The 16,824-nt window shown below is 55.1% G+C and carries 14 protein-coding genes and 1 pseudogene; 4 read left to right on the top strand and 11 right to left on the bottom strand.

The features are described 5' to 3' along the window. Positions 1 to 3 precede the first annotated feature (3 nt). The 8 genes and pseudogenes from VAE55_RS10680 to VAE55_RS10715 all read right to left on the bottom strand — a co-directional run bounded on the left by VAE55_RS10680 (position 4) and on the right by VAE55_RS10715 (position 8,198). Positions 4 to 420: a single-stranded DNA-binding protein gene (locus VAE55_RS10680; RefSeq protein WP_322815769.1), complete on the bottom strand. Its 417-nt coding sequence runs from the start codon at positions 418 to 420 to the stop codon at positions 4 to 6. Positions 421 to 472: 52 nt separating this feature from the next. Next, complete coding sequence (gene rpsF / locus VAE55_RS10685) at positions 473 to 910, bottom strand: 30S ribosomal protein S6 (RefSeq protein ID WP_322815770.1); 438 nt, start codon at positions 908 to 910, stop codon at positions 473 to 475. A 116-nt stretch (positions 911 to 1,026) separates the two neighbouring features. Further along, complete coding sequence (locus VAE55_RS10690) at positions 1,027 to 1,653, bottom strand: nucleotidyltransferase family protein (RefSeq protein ID WP_322815771.1); 627 nt, start codon at positions 1,651 to 1,653, stop codon at positions 1,027 to 1,029. Beyond that, positions 1,637 to 2,986, bottom strand: a pseudogene (selA, locus tag VAE55_RS10695) (L-seryl-tRNA(Sec) selenium transferase); the annotation flags it as partial. The gene VAE55_RS10690 and the pseudogene selA, both read right to left, overlap by 17 nt. Positions 2,987 to 2,989: 3 nt before the next feature. Then, complete coding sequence (locus tag VAE55_RS10700; protein ID WP_322815772.1) at positions 2,990 to 4,231, bottom strand: putative sugar nucleotidyl transferase; 1,242 nt, start codon at positions 4,229 to 4,231, stop codon at positions 2,990 to 2,992. A gap of 686 nt (positions 4,232 to 4,917) precedes the next feature. Continuing rightward, positions 4,918 to 5,370 (bottom strand): hypothetical protein, encoded by a 453-nt coding sequence (locus VAE55_RS10705; RefSeq protein ID WP_322815773.1) that lies wholly within the window; start codon positions 5,368 to 5,370, stop codon positions 4,918 to 4,920. Positions 5,371 to 5,400: 30 nt separating this feature from the next. Then, positions 5,401 to 6,078, bottom strand: coding sequence for a family 16 glycoside hydrolase (locus VAE55_RS10710; protein WP_322815774.1), 678 nt, complete (start codon positions 6,076 to 6,078; stop codon positions 5,401 to 5,403). 50 nt (positions 6,079 to 6,128) lie between these two features. After that, positions 6,129 to 8,198, bottom strand: coding sequence for a molybdopterin oxidoreductase family protein (locus VAE55_RS10715; RefSeq protein ID WP_322815775.1), 2,070 nt, complete (start codon positions 8,196 to 8,198; stop codon positions 6,129 to 6,131). Positions 8,199 to 10,222: 2,024 nt separating this feature from the next. Here VAE55_RS10715 and VAE55_RS10720 point away from each other — a divergent pair. The 4 genes from VAE55_RS10720 (at position 10,223) to VAE55_RS10735 (ending at position 14,381) form a co-directional block, all read left to right on the top strand. Further along, the gene (locus VAE55_RS10720; protein ID WP_322815776.1) at positions 10,223 to 10,903 is read left to right on the top strand and encodes a response regulator transcription factor; all 681 of its coding nucleotides are present in this window, start codon (positions 10,223 to 10,225) and stop codon (positions 10,901 to 10,903) included. A gap of 23 nt (positions 10,904 to 10,926) precedes the next feature. After that, entirely contained in the window at positions 10,927 to 13,053 is a 2,127-nt protein-coding gene (locus VAE55_RS10725) for an ATP-binding protein (protein WP_322815777.1), read from the top strand. Positions 13,054 to 13,297: 244 nt separating this feature from the next. Beyond that, on the top strand, positions 13,298 to 13,549 hold the full coding sequence (locus VAE55_RS10730) for a hypothetical protein (protein ID WP_322815778.1): 252 nt from the start codon (positions 13,298 to 13,300) through the stop codon (positions 13,547 to 13,549). A gap of 268 nt (positions 13,550 to 13,817) precedes the next feature. Further along, on the top strand, positions 13,818 to 14,381 hold the full coding sequence (locus tag VAE55_RS10735; RefSeq protein ID WP_322815779.1) for a hypothetical protein: 564 nt from the start codon (positions 13,818 to 13,820) through the stop codon (positions 14,379 to 14,381). Positions 14,382 to 14,391: 10 nt separating this feature from the next. Here the strand turns inward: VAE55_RS10735 and hisF are convergent, their stop codons facing one another. The 3 genes from hisF to VAE55_RS10750 form a co-directional block, all read right to left on the bottom strand. Continuing rightward, positions 14,392 to 15,171: an imidazole glycerol phosphate synthase subunit HisF gene (gene hisF / locus VAE55_RS10740; RefSeq protein ID WP_322815780.1), complete on the bottom strand. Its 780-nt coding sequence runs from the start codon at positions 15,169 to 15,171 to the stop codon at positions 14,392 to 14,394. A gap of 122 nt (positions 15,172 to 15,293) precedes the next feature. Further along, entirely contained in the window at positions 15,294 to 16,079 is a 786-nt protein-coding gene (locus VAE55_RS10745) for a hypothetical protein (protein ID WP_322815781.1), read from the bottom strand. 198 nt (positions 16,080 to 16,277) lie between these two features. Next, entirely contained in the window at positions 16,278 to 16,778 is a 501-nt protein-coding gene (locus VAE55_RS10750; protein ID WP_322815782.1) for a hypothetical protein, read from the bottom strand. Positions 16,779 to 16,824 lie beyond the last annotated feature (46 nt).

The raw sequence follows: 16,824 nt of genomic DNA on the forward strand, positions 1-16,824 counted from the left end.
AGGCTAAAACGGAATATCATCATCGCCAATATCGGGCGGTGGTTCACGGCGAGGGCCGCGCGACGGTTCATCAGAACGGGATGGACGCTGATCGAGCAAAATCATATCCTGCACAATCACTTCAACCCGTGAACGTGTCTGACCACTCTGCGCATCCTCCCAGGTTCGCGTTTGCAGGCGTCCCTCGATATACACCCGAGCGCCCCGACTCAGATATTGGTGGCAAATTTCAGCCAATCGATTCCAGGCAACAACATTAAACCATTCGGTCTCATCGTGCAGATCGCCATTCTGGTCACGCCACTGGCGACTGGCAGCAACACGAAACGTAGCGACCGGTGCGCCGGATGCGGTGTAACGTAGTTCGGGATCGACGCCAAGACGACCAATAATCAACACTTTATTCAGATCACGCGCCATGGCGTCTTCCCTCCACAGTTGTCCCAATCGCTACCAGCACACCGGTAAACGCCTACGCCTCACTCGGCGCTTCCTCTGTTTCCGACTCTGCCGGTTCGACAGGTGTCACCTGAACCGATTTCTCTTCGACCAGCACCAGCAGGTGGCGGAGAATGTTATCATTCAACCTGATAGTCCGGTCGAGTTCGGCAACCTTTGCCGCACTCAATTCGAGGGTGAAGAAGACGTAATAGCCTTCCGTGAACTTACGACGGCTGGCTTCACCGGTCACGTATTCCCGAATGGGATACGCCAGCTTGCGGCGTCCCCACGGCGACGACTGGCTCACCGTGTTAATCTTCCCGCCGAGTTGCTCAACAGTCTGTCTGATCCGGTCAATATTTGCCGTAATGCCTTCTTCGTTGGCAAACAATGGGTTGATGATAACAACCAGTTCGTACTCTCGACGACGTTCGCGCACAAAATCCTCCTCTGGCGATGTTTCGCTCATTGCATCACCGGCAGCGCGCTCCGGCGAGATGGCGAAACAGAAAGACTTTGGGGAGCTCCCCAATTCACGCTCCCCGTGACATCGTGCGATTATAGCATACCTTGCCTGATATGGTGTCAGGGGGTCTGTTCACTCTCTCGCTGCATTAGTGCTTCCCAGGCAGTTGGAGTATCGACATCGGTAACCACCGCCGGATCGTCAACTTCCAGCTCGATAACCCGATCTGCGTAGCGGCGAAAGATAGCACGGGCGCCGGTGTCGCCGTGCAGGGTGTAGAGTTCGGGGAAGAGTGAAGCGGCAATGATGACCGGATTGCCACGTTGACCCTGGTACAGCGGAACGAGCGCTACTGCACTGGGGGTTGTCTGATAGGCACTGAGGAGCTGGTTGATCAACCGGGTAGTGACCAGGGGCTGATCAACCAGCAATACCATCGCAGCAGCGGCATCGTCGGGTAAGGTGCGCAGACCGGCTACGAGCGAGGTGCTCAAGCCCGCACTGTAGGCTGGATTTGTGATGATGGTGAGGGGGAGATTGTGTAAGGCGGTACGCACGGCTGCCTCGGCAGCACCCACGACCACGGTCAGGCCGGCCAGGTGACTGGCGAGAGCTTCGCTGGCGATATGCGTCACTAACGGGCGACCACGCCAGGATAGAAGCTGTTTGGGTTGCCCCATACGAGAAGACTGGCCGGCAGCCAGCAGGAGACCGTAGATTTTCATTGCAGACCTCACGCACGACATTGATCAGGGTGTCGTCTTCGTGTGGAAAAACGCTACGGAGATCGCACAGTACCTGATCATCGACAATCCGGGTTATCACCGGTGGATTGGCCATGCGCAGCCGGTGCGCCAGCACGGTAGCCCCACAGCCAACAGGGGGCAGGGCGACATCGGCGCTGGGTTGCGTTGCACCGGGGAGTGAACCGCCACCAATCGCACTGGCACAATCCACCATCTGCGCTGGAATGCCGGCAGTGCGCAATTCGCCGGCAATACGCTCTGCGCACGCCTGCAATGCACTCAAGGGGGTGCTGATCAGTTGCCAGACCGGAATCTCGCGTAGGGCAGTGCCACGCAGATAGCTGTGCAGGGTTGCGGTTAAGCCGGCAATCGTACACTTATCAACCCGTAAGGCGCGGGCAAGTTGGTGACGCCGCAGTCTGGCGATCAGCTCACGACGCCCGACGATGATACCGGCTTGCGGCCCACCGAGCAGCTTATCGCCAGAAAATGTCACCAGGTCGGCACCGGCGGCAACACTCTCCTGCACGGTTGGCTCAGGCGGCAGGCCAAACTGACGGGTATCAATCAGAGTTCCGCTCCCCAGATCATCGAGTAGCGGTATACCATGGGTATGGGCAACCGCAGTTAACTCGACAAGGGGTGGTTCGTGGACGAACCCGATCAGACGAAAGTTACTGGTGTGGACGAGCAAGATCAGGGCAGTGCGCTCGGTGATGGCTGCGGTATAGTCACGGGCATAGGTGCGGTTGGTCGTGCCAACTTCAATCAGGAGAGCGCCGCTTACCCGTAAGACATTGGGAATACGGAAGCCACCACCGATTTCTACTGCCTGCCCACGCGAGACAATCACTTCGCGCCCGGCAGCTATGGCGATAAGCACCAGATAGACGGCAGCGGCGTTGCTGTTCACGACCAGGGCTACCTCGGCACCGGTAAGCTGAACCAGGAGCGATTCGAGATGAATGTGACACGAACCTCGTTCGCCCTGAGCCAGATCGTATTCGAGATTGCTGTAACCGCTGCCGACTTCCTGCATCGCCGCGCAAGCCGCAGCACTCAACGGCGCCCGACCGAGGTTGGTTTGGATGATGACCCCGGTGGCGTTGATCAACGGACGCAGGCTGGGAGTCACATCTGCGCACAGGTGCGCCTGGACAGCCGCTACCAGCGTAGACAGATCGGGTGGTGGGTGACCGGTACTGATAGATGTCCGCGCTTCGTTGAGAACAGCACGGGCAGCCTCTCGCACCAGTTCGTGCGGCATATCGGCCCCGTCGCTGCGGACGGCGCGGATGAGTCTATCGACACTGGGTAAGGCGCGGAACGTCATTGTTTATCCCAGACCATCACGACTCGGTTGCGTTATCTCAAAAGCCTTGCGCAGCACCTGTTCGTAACTGGGTGTCAGCTCGCGTTTCCGCCGTGCCATCACGATGCGGGCGACGCTGATCATAGTATCAATGCGGTACTCGCGAAAGACCTCGCCGCCCCAGGTGAAATGGGGAACGTTTTTTGGCGCACTATGCATACCGAAGACATTCGATCCGGTACCAATCATCGTTCCACCGGTCAGATGGAGACCGATCCCCAGCTTCACGTGATCGGCCAGAAAGCAGCCCAGCTTTAGAATACCGGTATCGATCTGGCCGATGCCTTCGAGGAGCACGCGCACCGAACCATAGTTGTTTTTCAAGTCGGAATTGGTCGTCATTGCCCCGATATTCACCCATTCCCCTAGCCAGCTATGACCGAGAAAGCCATCGTGATGTTTGTTGGAATAGCCGTGAATAATCGACGCCTCCACCTCACCGCCAATCCGACACACCGGCCCGATACAGGTTTCGGCACGGATACGAGCACTGGCAATCAGGGTGCCTGGGCCAATGTAGGCCGGCCCCTGAATGTAACTGAATGGCTCGATCTGCGCTGCCTCGACGAAGACCGGCCCGTCGCGACTATCAAACACGATTGGCCCAGCCAGTTGCGCCGTCGGATCGACATAGACCCGCTTGCCATGGGCGATGACGTGAGGTGCATCGGTTGTCAACAGCGGTAACCGACGGGCCAGCAATGGTTCATCACGAATGAGCTGTTCGCCGGCCTGCGTGATGAGATCCCAGGGATAGGTCAGCAGTGGTGCGGTGAGTTGCAGTTCGCGTATCCGGGCAAAGCGCAGCAATTCGTCACGTGCGGCTTCAGCCTGCTGCTCACGAAGATAATAGATGATTGCACTGGCCAGGGCCGGCGATATGCGAGCACCAAGGAGCGTTTCACCGGCAATGCAGGCAGTGTTGATCGGCTCACAGACAAGTGCCGGCAACCACTCCAGATTGAGGGCCCGGCCATTCACGAAGATGACCGGATCACTTCGGGCCAGCAATTCGGCCAGTCCACCGGCAGGGCCAAAGTGGGGCATCAGGTGGGCACGACAGAGACCGTAAGCCGGTTGGTCAAGAATAGCGGCAACCCGTTCACGGGTTGAAAATGCCCCACAGCGAAGTTCAAAGACCGGACGGGCCTGAACCAGCGTAGCAAAATGGCGCCAGAGTTCATCTTCAAACAGGATGACGGTCATAAGGTTTTGCGACCATGGCTATACGTGTGGTGATACTGCTCACTCAAAGCATAGCATAGAATGCATTGTTGGCAAGGAACTGAATAGAACGAAGCTAGAAGTTATCTCATTCATTGATCGTGATGAGCAGTCACAGCATCCTCGTGACCGGCAGGGGCAACAGCGTGACCCGTGCCGGATCGTGAGCACGACTGGTGTGGCAGCCATGTTGCCGCATGCCAAACGCCGCGACATGCGCCTGACAAGCGGGCAAGGCAACCTATCCTGCGCGTGATGGCACGACTGGAGCTGCGCGTTGCCAACGGGCCAGGAGCAGGGTAGGCTGTCGTGGTGATTGGCAAGCGTTTATGAGCTTGTGCGACAGGATGGTAGCACGACAGCACAGCTTTATGAGATACATTATGGAACATCATGCACCATACCATTGAAGTATGGAAGCCATGCTGCGGCCCGTCAAACCAAGCGCCACTGACACTGCCAGATCAGAACGATGGTGTGTTATCAATCTGTAATCCACCGCTATGCAAAAGTTATCCACAATTTTCGTTTACTTATCCACATTACGACAGGGTATCGTGGATAGATTGGGGATAACGGCGTCCAACGAAACGACAATCGTGATCAGTAGTGCGTTCGCCCTATGAGGTTGATAGCTATCAGTGCCGATTAGCGACCGCACCACCTGTCTACCGCTGCACCGGTTCAGCAGTTGGCTGAACCGTAATCACACCCACATCAACCGTTCCCTGATTGGGCACGTCAACCGCAACTTCCCAGGCCGTACCGGCAAACGCAACGTAGAGTATTTGCCGTCCTGACGGCACACCACGCACGATGAAACTGCCATCAGCTGCAACCGGAATTTCAGTTAAATCTGTCCCGGTAAAGACCACTGCTCCCCCGGCAGGTGCCACGACTCGCCCCACAATATCACCCCGACCACCGGGCAGAGCTATCAGATTACTCCGCCAGAGTGCAATCAAAGCGATAAGTACCAGCACACTACTCAAGCAGACAATCGCGATCCGCACTACTCGTCGTCCCTGGCCTGGTGGAATAACCGGTGGTTGCCATTGCACATAGTAATCGGGATCAAATTGCCCCTGTGGCGGTTGCGATGATCGCTGTTCGTCGGTCATAATGCCACCTTCGAGAACATTGCCATGTCCTCACGGCCTGCGCACACTCACATCATCGAAGCAGGCACTCGATGCATCCCAACTGCGGAAGCCGATACCGCCTTGATCAAAACTGCTATCACGTGCCTGAACAACCGGTTGACCATCGATAGAGGCAACAAATGTATTCCCGCGTACCTCCAAGCGCACTGTGCGATCTGAGCCATACCAATCGTAGCCGGCGGGTGCATCTACGCGGGCAATCGGCACTGCCAGCTCATTAACATTGATCCACTTGCGAATGATGAATGCCCCTTGCCCGTAGCCTGGATCGTACTGGAACGAGTAGCCATTGAATTTTGGCCCACCCGAGTCGCGGAAGAAGAGGCCATAGCCATTCCCTCTGGTCAGACGGGCCAGGCTGACATCGATCACGTAGTCACTGCGATCAAATGAGCGATAGATCCGCCCTGGCCCATCGATACAAAGGCGTCCCTCACGAATTTGCCAGCGTCCGTTCTGAATAGTCCAGTTATTGAGATTGGAAAAATCGTCGCGAAACAGATCGCCACAGGTGCTCCCGAACGCACTTGCTACCCGACAGAGCGCATCACGGGTGCCTTCACCGGTGAGCATTAAGCCGGAAATCGCTACTGCTGCCACCAGTGCCAACAGAATGGTAATTTCAGTCATCGACTGACCGGTTTTTCCCCAATCGAGTCGCTTCACGACACCCACTCCTTTCACAGTTGTGCTGTGAAGGGAATGTCACGATGCTGTCAGATACGTGATGGCCAGACCTGTACCCGATTACTGTGAAATGTGCTCTGTCCACCCAGATCGGCCAGTGCATCAGGGGTTGTCCAGTTGACATTCCGCCCATCGGGCGAGAGTGAAGGCCAGTGGCCCTTAACCGCAGAGACAACACCAGGTGGTACGTTGGTACTCACAACTGCACGCAGATGGCACTGCCCCCGTTGATTACTGACAACGACAACGTCACCATCACGAATGTTGCGTGCGGCAGCATCGACCGGATTAATCTCGATAGTCGGTTCTCCCTCTTTTGCCCGCAAACTGGGCTGGTTGGCCATACTTGACGAGACAAAATGGTGAGCAGCGGCTGAGATAAGGGTTAGCCATCCCTCCTCCGGCGGATGTGCGACATACTCAGCCGGTGGTTCATAATGGGGAAGCGGATCAAGCCCCTGAGCAGCTAGGGTCGCACTCCACAATTCAACTTTGCCTGATGGAGTTGGGAAGTGACCATCAGCAAACGGCACTTCGTTCTCTGGTGACAGTGTGAGCCGAACGGTTCCCTCTTGTTGCAGACGTTCAAAGGTGATGCCGGCCAGAAACGGATTGCGTGCCCGCGAGGCATCAAGGACACCACGGATCGCCTCTTCCGCACTCTCGTGCAGCCACGGTTCGCTATAGCCCATCGCCTGCGCCAGCAAGCGGGTCACGTCCCAATTGCTCTTCGCTTTACCCAAGGGGGCAATTGCCGGTTGGTTAAGCGTGAGATAGCGATGACCATAGGCACGGTGCAGATCGAGGTGTTCGAGTTGACTGGTTGCCGGTAAGACAATATCGGCATAGCGGGCCGTATCGGTCATAAAGAGTTCGTGGACGACGGTAAAGAGGTCTTCACGCCGCAACCCCTGTTCGATCAGGCCGGCATTGGGTGATGAAGCGAGAGGGTTAGCGCAGTAGACAAAGAGGGACATGATTGGCGGATCGGTTACTTCGCCGGTGAGAGCCGCGCCAAGACGGTTCATATTGACAGTCCGCGGTACTGGTGGGCATTCAGAGGCATGACCAACGGCTTCCGCATCCCACGTTACATAACCGCCGGTGGAATAGGCCAGGCCACCGCCACGCACACCGTACTGTCCCACAACCGCCGGCAGGCAAAGGAGTGCCCGGAAGGTCTGACCACCATTCTGATGGCGTTGAATACCGTCGGCTGTTTTAATGATAGCCGGTTTGGTGGTTGCATAGCGACGGGCCAGTTCAATGATGGTTGATACCGGCAGTCCGGTAATGGTTGCTACCCGTTCGGGATCATATTCGGCAGCCCGTGTACGCAATTCACGCCAGCCAACCGTATGCGCTTCTAACCATGCCTCATCGTGCAGGTTTTCAGCGAAGATGACATTCATCATGCCCAAGGCCAGCGCCCCATCGGTTGCCGGCCTGATCGCCAGATGGAGATCGGCAGAGCGAGCGGTAGCCGTCCGTCGTGGATCGATCACCACCACATAGGCACCGGCACGCTGTGCCTGACGGATAAACGGCATTGCGTGAGGGCCGGCGCTGGCCGGGTTATGCCCCCAAAGGATGATGAGCCGGCTGTGCCGCAGGTCGTCATAGTCGGGACTACGACGGGCGCCAAGCGTGTCATAGACAGCAGCGTGGGCAGCAGCACAGCAGATCGTTCGATCCAGACCGCTGGCTCCTATCCGGTTCCACAAGCGGGCATCAACAATTGCCGTTTGCAGCAAACCCAGCGTGCCACTGTACGAATAGGGCAGGATCGCAGCAGCACCGTATTCGGCGATAATTGCCCGCCAGCGCTCTGCGATGGTAGTGATCGCTTCGTCCCAGCTTATCCGTTCCCAGCGTCCGCTGCCTTTTGGTCCTACCCGACGGAGTGGATAGAGTAGCCGATCAGGACTGTACACTCGTTCGAGGTACGGACGGACTTTGGCACACAGCCAGCCCTGGGTGATCGGATGTTCAGGATCGGCATAAAACGCGACTGCCCGTCCATCACGCACTTCCGTTATGGTGGCACAGGTATCGGGGCAATCATGCGGGCAGCAACCACGAACACGTTGTGTTGTCATAGCAATCTCTCCGCTAGCGGTTATTTTACGTATTGTAGCACTCTCAAATTGTTGTGACCAGAATCCGCTTCAGGACTGGATGATATCAAATCTGGTCGTGACACATCAGTCAACAATGACCCCGATACTGCACCTGAACGATGCACCGCTAGACGCTAGTAGGGGCGACACCTGCGTCTTACCTACCTGGTACGCCGGGAGTCGTAGGAGCACGGCATGCCGTGCCCCTACTCCAAACGACGCGAGACGCGCACGATGCGCAGGCAAGGCAATCAATCCAGTCTATGATGAGACGAACGAAGCTGCTCTCTCCCATACCAACCTATGCAATTACCCATATGTTGCCAGGTAGCCAGTATGGTGCATCGGTTGTGTCACGGGCTAGCAGGGATCGCCCTGACCGTGCTCGGTAGGGGCGCACGGCTGTGCGCCCCTACCAATGCCGGTGCGGGATGCTGTCGCCATCCCCAGGACGCCAATGGTTGCCGGCGGGCACCCGGTGATGCCCGATCAGGGTGCAGCAGCGCCCACTGCGGGGATGAGCGTCCATCTGGGAAGCACCCAGTCCTACCCCACCTGGCAAGACACCCCCGTCCGCCACCACGGTGTCCATCCGGTTATCGTTGGTGATCCCCCTGCGGCGACGGGCGGATAAACCGAATAGCTTCGGCATCACGACAGGGCTGGTGCCGGGCGGTGATGTCCGGAGGAGTGTACGCTGGGATAGTCCCTGATAAAGAATGCAGCGGGTGACTACAGAATTATGGGTAATGAAAAGCCCATACCAACGGGTTGGGCGCAGGACAGGCAGGCTTTGATGATTGGCAAGCGTTCATGCGTCTGTGCGACAGTCTGGGAGATCGACAGCACAGCTTTTAAGTTCTAGAACCTGTTTCAAAAAACATCTACGAGAAGGTATCTTCTTCATTGCCGCTCGATATCCATGTTCATGACGAGCCCACCCGGCCTCCGCGTGACCAGCCGGGTCAACGACGTGACACGCGCCAGATCGTGAGTACGGCTGGCGCAGCAGCATGGCTGCCGCACTCCAAACAACGCCACACGCGGATGATGAGTGAGCAAGGCAACCAATCCAGCGCGTGATAGCACCGGAGATGGTTATTCGAGCGCGACAGTACAACTTTTTATGAAATAAGTTCTACGTTCACACCTGCATTATTTGCCGGACGGATTATACCAGACTATCAGGATTGCACCAGTTCATTCAGAGCTGGAGTAATGTGTCTGTCGGGCATTGCTGCGTCGTGTAACACCTGTGATGCGCTATCCTTCAGCAAGAGTATCAGTACTGTGCTGATGATGCCACAAGACGCCGGAGAGCGAATGAACGAATGGTGTTCCCGACATGATGCACGGGTTCATCACGCATCGCGTGCCACGCCTGGGTGGGAGGGACGGGTTCGTAGGGGTGGGTTTGGAACCCACCCCTACGAAATGCTTGGGGTGCGGATGCGGTGGTCACCCTTATCTCACATCTGGTAAGATGCCAGGCACAGAACGCGCACCAATCAGCCCACCCTTCTGCCACCTCTGCATCCATCCGCATCCCGTGCGATGTCAATCGGCAGGGGTGGAACAGCGGTACATACAGCATATCCATGCGCATCCACCAGACCTATGTTTGTGCATTTTCTGCAGGTTATTCCCACGGTTCCGCACGGCTGGATTCGGATACTCACGGATGACCACACCATCGATGCCATGCGATGATGCACAGTATCAATCAAGGTTTGGTATGAGAGACAACAATATACACGGCAGACATATGAGGATGTCAGATGGTTCTGGATGCCAGAATAATCAACCCATGAAACGGCTTCACTCTCTACACCAACCATGCCCCATTTCATAACAGTTGCCAATACTATCGTGATTGAGTCATTATATCGGTTTTTAACGTTTCAACTCTAGCCAAAATCAAGCTGTAAGTGGTATAATTGATGCGCCGCAGTTGCAGAGGTCGTATTATTCGCACTACCAGCAAAGCAAACAGGGAGCGCCGCATGAATATTTTGGTTGTTGATGATGACATCCCCAGTGCAAGAATGACTTCTTACTTGCTTGAAGAAGCTGGTTATCGTGTCTTTCGGGCACATGATACGTCCAACATTCTCCAGTTGATCGAGCAACACAATCCTGATCTCATCCTGTTGGATGTCATGATGCCTAAAATTGATGGGTTCGAGGTTTGTCGCCAAATTCGACGCAACTCCGACATCCCGATCATTTTCCTCTCGGCCCGCCATCAACTCCAGGATCGGGTTACGGGTCTTCAAATCGGTGGTGACGACTATCTGGTCAAACCGTTTGAACCTTCGGAATTGCTGGCGCGTGTTGAAGCTGTCTTACGACGACGCAACGCTGATGTGCTCAATACCTCGACTCGTCTCAGTCAGGGCAATCTCACGCTCGATCCCGTCGAACACAAAGTTCTTTTCACCGATGGTCGCTCTGTCGAATTGACCCCACTCGAATTTCGGTTGCTCTACTACCTGATGAAGAATTCGGGACGAATCTTGAACGTAACCCAAATTCTGAGTAAAGTATGGGGGTACGACTACGAAGGCGAAAGCAATTTAGTCGCCGTTTACATCCGCCGTCTGCGTACAAAGGTGGAGGAAGACCCGGATCATCCACGGCACGTCATCACGGTACGCAATCTCGGCTATAAGTTTGAGCCATAGTTTGAGATACATCGACTATTGACATGAAGCATAACACCTGGCAACTGCAAACGATGATCCGCCGCCTCTTGCCGTTGCCGGCATTGGGGTTAGGCTGGCTGCTCACCCAATTCAATCTACCATCTGCCGCCTGGAATGGATTGATCGGTTACAGTTTGGTCAACGTTGTCTTGCTGCTATTGCTCCGCCGTTACCCAACTTCAACTAACCTCCTCCTAACACTCGCCGGCCTGAGCGATTTGCTGATGATCATCTGGTCGATCTTCCTGATCAGCACCAACCCGCTGCCGGCCGTTGTTCAGGGAGTAGGTATTTTGCGCACGTGGCGGTATCGATTCCATTCATTATGGCCGGCACTGCTGCCGGCGTTGATTGGCCTAATCTACCCGCTTACCACTCCTTCGCCCTGGACTGACAATCCACTAACGTTGACCACGCTGGTGCCAGTTGGTAGTTTCCTGTTGAGCATCATCACTGTTCTGATTTTGGTCTGGTTTGGGCAGCAACGCAACCTGGTAGCTCTCGATTGGCAGACACGGTACGATCAGCTTCACCGTGAACAAAAACAGCAGGTCGCCAGCCTGGAAGCCTCGAATAACGATCTGCGTGAGCGGCTACGACGGATGGAGGCCCTTGGCGAAAGCTTGCGTGCTATCAGCAGTTCACTGAGCCTGGATGATGTTCTGCGCCAGATTCTCGACTCGCTGACCCGTATGCTGGGGGTGCAGCGGGTCGATAATGTGGCGCTGACATTGGCCCACGCTAACGGACTTGAACACCAGATTCTGCATACCGATGCACAACAATTAGACTGGGCAACCGCTTTGGCTCAAGTCGTTATTACCGAGAAACGAACCGTCTTGCTTGATGCCCACGAGATAGCGCAAGAACCGGCATGGCAATCCCTGGCCGATCAGCAATGGCAGGCTGCGCTCAGCGTTCCTCTCTTTGATCCCGATCAGCCTGACCGGATTCGCGGTGCCCTCAGTGTGGTAAGTCGGCAGAGTGAAGCCTTCTTTCTGGCCGAAGAGCGCCATTTGACCTCGTTTAGTATCCAGGTCATGATTGCGATTCGGAACGCCGAACTCCACGTTCAGTTGAGTCGACAACAGGCGATGCTCAGCGCAATTCTGCACGATATGGCCGACGGTCTGATCGTGTACGATAAAGCGGGTAACGTATACCTTGACAACGCCGTAGCACGACAGGCGATAGAGCATAGTGCTGCTTGCAATGGCAAACTGGCCGATCACCTGATTGACATGGCGCTTCAGCTCTACCAGAACAGGGTCTCGTTCAGCAAAGAAATCGTTGACGGCGAAGCCGAACAGGCTCGCTATTACCAGATTCACGCCACCCTGGTGAATCCGTCACCCGATACCTGCCTGGCTGTGCTGGTGCTACACGATATTACCGACCAGAAAATACAGGAGCGGCAGCGCCGGGAATTTATTGGCAAACTTGCTCATGAGCTGCGTAATCCGCTGAACGTTCTTAACGGTAATCTTGATATTGTCCTTAAGGAAAGTGATAACATTGGTAAGCTTACCGAAGCGCAACGCCATTTCCTCGGTGAAGTGAAAGACAGTTATAAACGCTTGTGGAAACGCATTGAGGAGTTGATAGAGATCAATCGTAATGGCTCCAGTCAATTGAAGCTACGGCCGGTGCGCACCAATATCATTGACATTATCATTACTACGTGCATTCAGCAACAACAACCGGCGAAATCATGCAGCGTCGATCTGCGTTGGGAGCTGCCGGATCAGTTACCCGATATGTTTCTCGATGAGGAACGTATTGGTCAGGTACTAACCAATCTGATCGAGAATGCGATCAAAGCGATGCCCAATGGTGGTCAGATCACCGTGAGTGCTGAACGACAGCAGGATTATGTTTATGTGCACGTGACCGATACCGGGATCGGTATTCCGACCGATCAGATTGAAAAAGTGTTTCTGCCCTATCATCAGGTACCAAGCCATTCTAATGGTCGCGAGAGGAAAAATACCCACCTCGGCCTTGGGCTGGCCATTTGCAAACAATTTGTTGAAGCCCACAACGGCAGAATCTGGATATCACACAGTAAAGTCGGGGAAGGAACCCGCTTCACCTTTTCTCTCCCCATATTGTACAAGACTGAACAATAGGTTAACACCGGCAATCAAACTACTGTGTGAGTGAAATGATTTCTGAATATTTCGTTATCTTAATTGCTGCTGAAATGTGCTATCTTTGCAATAAGAATATTTCGTTACACTATGTAGCTCTGAGGACGCTGAATCGGGTAGTCTGATCATTAACAACAGGATTGGTGAAGATTCCTGTTCATGGTTGGCGAAATCATTGCTGACACAATAGTCGCTATCCAGACAGGTTGGCGGGAGAAACTAGGTGAAGGTTGCACTCATTGCTCTACCCGGCAAACAGACCAATCAAATACCGCCCCTAACTCTGGCCTACGTGGCGGCTGCTTTGGAACAACGTCGCATCATCGTGCGGATGTACGACCACATCCTGAATGCGACGGGAAGCTGGCACGATATTGAACGTCGCCAGCAAACGTTTCAGCCCCAACGTGTCATCGTCGGCGGTGAAGATAGCCGCACCATTGAACAGGCAGTTGCAGATTCATCCTTATCCTGACATTTTGCCATTACTGGTTCAACGCAACGGTACTGATGTGCCCGCAGCCATCACCGGTGTCCTGGCCTGACTCGATGGCGCAGCAACGGTCAATCAATGCCTGCCAAACGATATTCCCTTTCCAGCCTGTCATCTACTGTCGCTTGAGCACTACGCCCCCCGAGCACCGGGCGGAGAGTTACAAACACCCGTTGTGAGCGGTTGGCATATCAATGGTCAATGGTACATACGCTAGCCCCGCCATATCGGTCAGGAGCTGCGCACACTGGTGGAGGAGACCGGCATACGCCGCGTACTGTCCTGCGAGCCGGCATTGACCATCGATGAACAATGGTTTACTGAACTACTCGACTACCTGACAAACGCCAGTTTGAATGTCAAATGGCAAGCCGTAGTCGCCCTTGAATATCTGCATGAAGATTCTATTCTGCGGCTGGCTCAGACCGGTTGCGCAGCACTGACATTTGTTATTGCTACTACCAGCATTTTTGACTCTGCCAGTAGGTGTAACCAAGCGCGTAAATTGATCACTGCTATCCGTGAGCACGGCATCTACACCCACGCAGCAATTCTACTCGAACCACCCTACGAATCTATCGCTCGCCTGATCGACGTTGCTGCTACATTTGGACTGAACGATGTCTCTTTTGTATTGATGCAGACGATGCGTGTAGGTGATGACGAGCAAACCATTAAACGCCTTGCCCGTCAACGGTATCAGGAAGGACAAACCCGCCAGCGCCTGGTTGATCGTTTTGGCCCGGTCCTCGGCGGTTTGCTCTGGCAACTACGGGTGCAACATGTGAATGAGGACGACGGATTGGGTAGGTAGAAGTGGGTTCTTATATCACCCTTACCGGTACCCCCCGCTCGGCCAGGTAGCGTTTGACATCGGCCACCGAGTAATCGCCGAAGTGGAAGATGGACGCGGCCAGTACCGCATCGGCACCGCCTTCGACGATGCCGCGATACATGTCGTGCGGCGAACCAACCCCACCGGACGCAATGACCGGTACCGGGGAGATTGCCGTGATAGCCTGTAATAGCTCCAGATCATAACCGATACGCGCACCGTCGGCGTCCATGCTGTTAATGCAAATCTCGCCTACCCCAAGATCGATCCCTTGCTTGATCCATTCGATAGCGTCAAGCCCCGTCGGGCGCGGATTGGCCCCGGTATGCGTAAAGACTTCCCAGCGTGGTGGTTCGCCCGGTGCGTTCACCCGTTTAGCATCAACCGACAGTACAATGCACTGGCTGCCAAACCGCCGGGCACCCTCGGCGATGAGTTGCGGGTTGTAGACCGCTGCTGTATTCAGGCTGACCTTGTCGGCACCGGCCCGCAGCATGCGATACATATCGTCAACGCTGCGTAAACCACCACCAACTGTGAGCGGAATAAACACCTCGGCAGCCGTACGTTCTACAACCTCGACCATAATTACCCGTTCATCACTGGATGCCGTGATGTCGTAGAAGACCAGTTCATCGGCTCCAGCAGCATTGTAAACAGCTGCCAGCTCTACTGGATCACCGGCATCACGGTGATTCAGGAATTTTACTCCTTTCACCACACGTCCCGCTTTGACATCAAGACAGGGAATGATTCGTCGTGTCAGCATATGTTGGTCCTCGGTAAAGTTCGGCATGCGAGCGAGCTGTATTATGGCAGAAGTGGCCAGTAAACCATCGCTGAGTTGGTAGTAGGTGTTGTATGATACCACCTTCTTGAACACATCAATCACTATTTTGGCCGCACCTGTCCACGCCGACCACGCTCTTCAACCGGTGTCGGAGGTTCCGTGTCTGTTACCTGCTTAGCCTGTGCGTCATCGATCAGAAATTGGGTCGCACGCACCCCCCACACCGCCAGGAGCGAGACGCTGAAGAGCAGGAACGGGACGACCAGCACCAGGCTGCTGATAAACAAGATAAAGCCCATCAAGAGCATGGTGATCAGAGTATAGATGGGGCGACTGACGATCAAGATCAGAGCGTTGCGCACAATCTGGCGGAGCGAAGGCTGTTCCAATAACACCATCATTGGGAAAGCATAGATGATGATGGCCGACCAGAGCATAAACAGGTAGAGAAAAAAGCCGATCAGGAGTCCTCCCAGCAGACCGGACACATTGGCATAGAAGGCCAGGTTCCACAAAATCAGGGCCAGACCGGCCATCCAGATACCGTATAAACGCCACGCCGGAATTGCATACGTCCGTATACCGGCGAAGAAATCGGTTAATTTGCTGGCCCGACCTTCGGTGATCCGCTTGCTCAGCGCGTACAGGCCACCAAATGCCGGAGCTGCCGGTACGACGCCAATTAGTGCCGCTGCTGCCGCGGGGAGGGCAGCGTTACTCACCATCGCAACGTAGGCAATACTGAAGAGTGGTACACTCAGCGCGGCCCAGATAATGTTGGCAAACGTGAGCAGCAAAAATTCATCAAACAGATCGCGCAGTGCATGCCAGAAGACGCGAAACGGTGCGGTGATATCGGCTGAATTGATTATTTGGCGCTGACTCATAACTCTTGTATTATAGCTGAAGTTTGCGGTACCTGCTCTCGCCACTGTACGGGCGCCTGTAGCCACCGGCCTGTCGATAAGCGTTTGCCAGGACGGATATGCCCGTGATTCGGTCACTCCCACCAGAAAAAAAGCACCCGGCTCTACGCATCCCACTGCTGATCCCGGCGAATGATTGACACCAGCAGCTATCCCAGACTACGGTGCATCTTCGGCCCATAACACCATGACCCGTTGATCATCAATGGCAAACAGGCCGTGGTCGAGTGGTGCATCACTCAGTGAGCGCCAGCCAACCACCTCATTGCCATGAATGTCGTAGATTGCAAAATCGCCACTCACTGCGCCGTTGGTGAAATAGCGCGCCTGTGGCCCCAATAACGCCAGTACTCTACCGGCAAGATCGGTGGCCTGAGCCTGGGGCACGACCTCGTCGGGGTAGGCCAGGTCGTGGGCGATAAGGTTGGTCACGATCTTTACTGCGATCCGTCGCGGCACTTCGATCCAGTGCTGCCCGAGAGGCTGGAAGTCGAGTTCACGGGCCGCCGCATCGAGTGCATCACGCGGATCGGTCGGTGGTTGGTACAGGCGAAATACCGCCCCGGTGAGGGGATAACTTTGGGCACGGGCCGTTTCGATGGCGATCCATAGTCCCTCAAGCGCAGGATCGGTCTCCAGGGTCAGTATTGGTTGTGACATAATGCCTCACTTCACTTTCCAGGCTTCATAAGTGCTATGATACCGC

The organism is Chloroflexus sp. (genome assembly GCF_034432675.1).
Classification (GTDB): domain Bacteria; phylum Chloroflexota; class Chloroflexia; order Chloroflexales; family Chloroflexaceae; genus Chloroflexus.

Excerpts from the sequence above, each read along its gene's own strand:
- VAE55_RS10680 (WP_322815769.1), bottom strand. The coding sequence starts at position 420 with ATGGCGCGTGATCTGAATAAAGTGTTGATTATTGGTCGTCTTGGCGTC.
- rpsF (WP_322815770.1), bottom strand. The coding sequence starts at position 910 with ATGAGCGAAACATCGCCAGAGGAGGATTTTGTGCGCGAACGTCGTCGA.
- VAE55_RS10690 (WP_322815771.1), bottom strand. The coding sequence starts at position 1,653 with ATGTCGTGCGTGAGGTCTGCAATGAAAATCTACGGTCTCCTGCTGGCT.
- VAE55_RS10700 (WP_322815772.1), bottom strand. The coding sequence starts at position 4,231 with ATGACCGTCATCCTGTTTGAAGATGAACTCTGGCGCCATTTTGCTACG.
- VAE55_RS10705 (WP_322815773.1), bottom strand. The coding sequence starts at position 5,370 with ATGACCGACGAACAGCGATCATCGCAACCGCCACAGGGGCAATTTGAT.
- VAE55_RS10715 (WP_322815775.1), bottom strand. The coding sequence starts at position 8,198 with ATGACAACACAACGTGTTCGTGGTTGCTGCCCGCATGATTGCCCCGAT.
- VAE55_RS10720 (WP_322815776.1), top strand. The coding sequence starts at position 10,223 with ATGAATATTTTGGTTGTTGATGATGACATCCCCAGTGCAAGAATGACT.
- VAE55_RS10725 (WP_322815777.1), top strand. The coding sequence starts at position 10,927 with ATGAAGCATAACACCTGGCAACTGCAAACGATGATCCGCCGCCTCTTG.
- hisF (WP_322815780.1), bottom strand. The coding sequence starts at position 15,171 with ATGCTGACACGACGAATCATTCCCTGTCTTGATGTCAAAGCGGGACGT.
- VAE55_RS10745 (WP_322815781.1), bottom strand. The coding sequence starts at position 16,079 with ATGAGTCAGCGCCAAATAATCAATTCAGCCGATATCACCGCACCGTTT.
- VAE55_RS10750 (WP_322815782.1), bottom strand. The coding sequence starts at position 16,778 with ATGTCACAACCAATACTGACCCTGGAGACCGATCCTGCGCTTGAGGGA.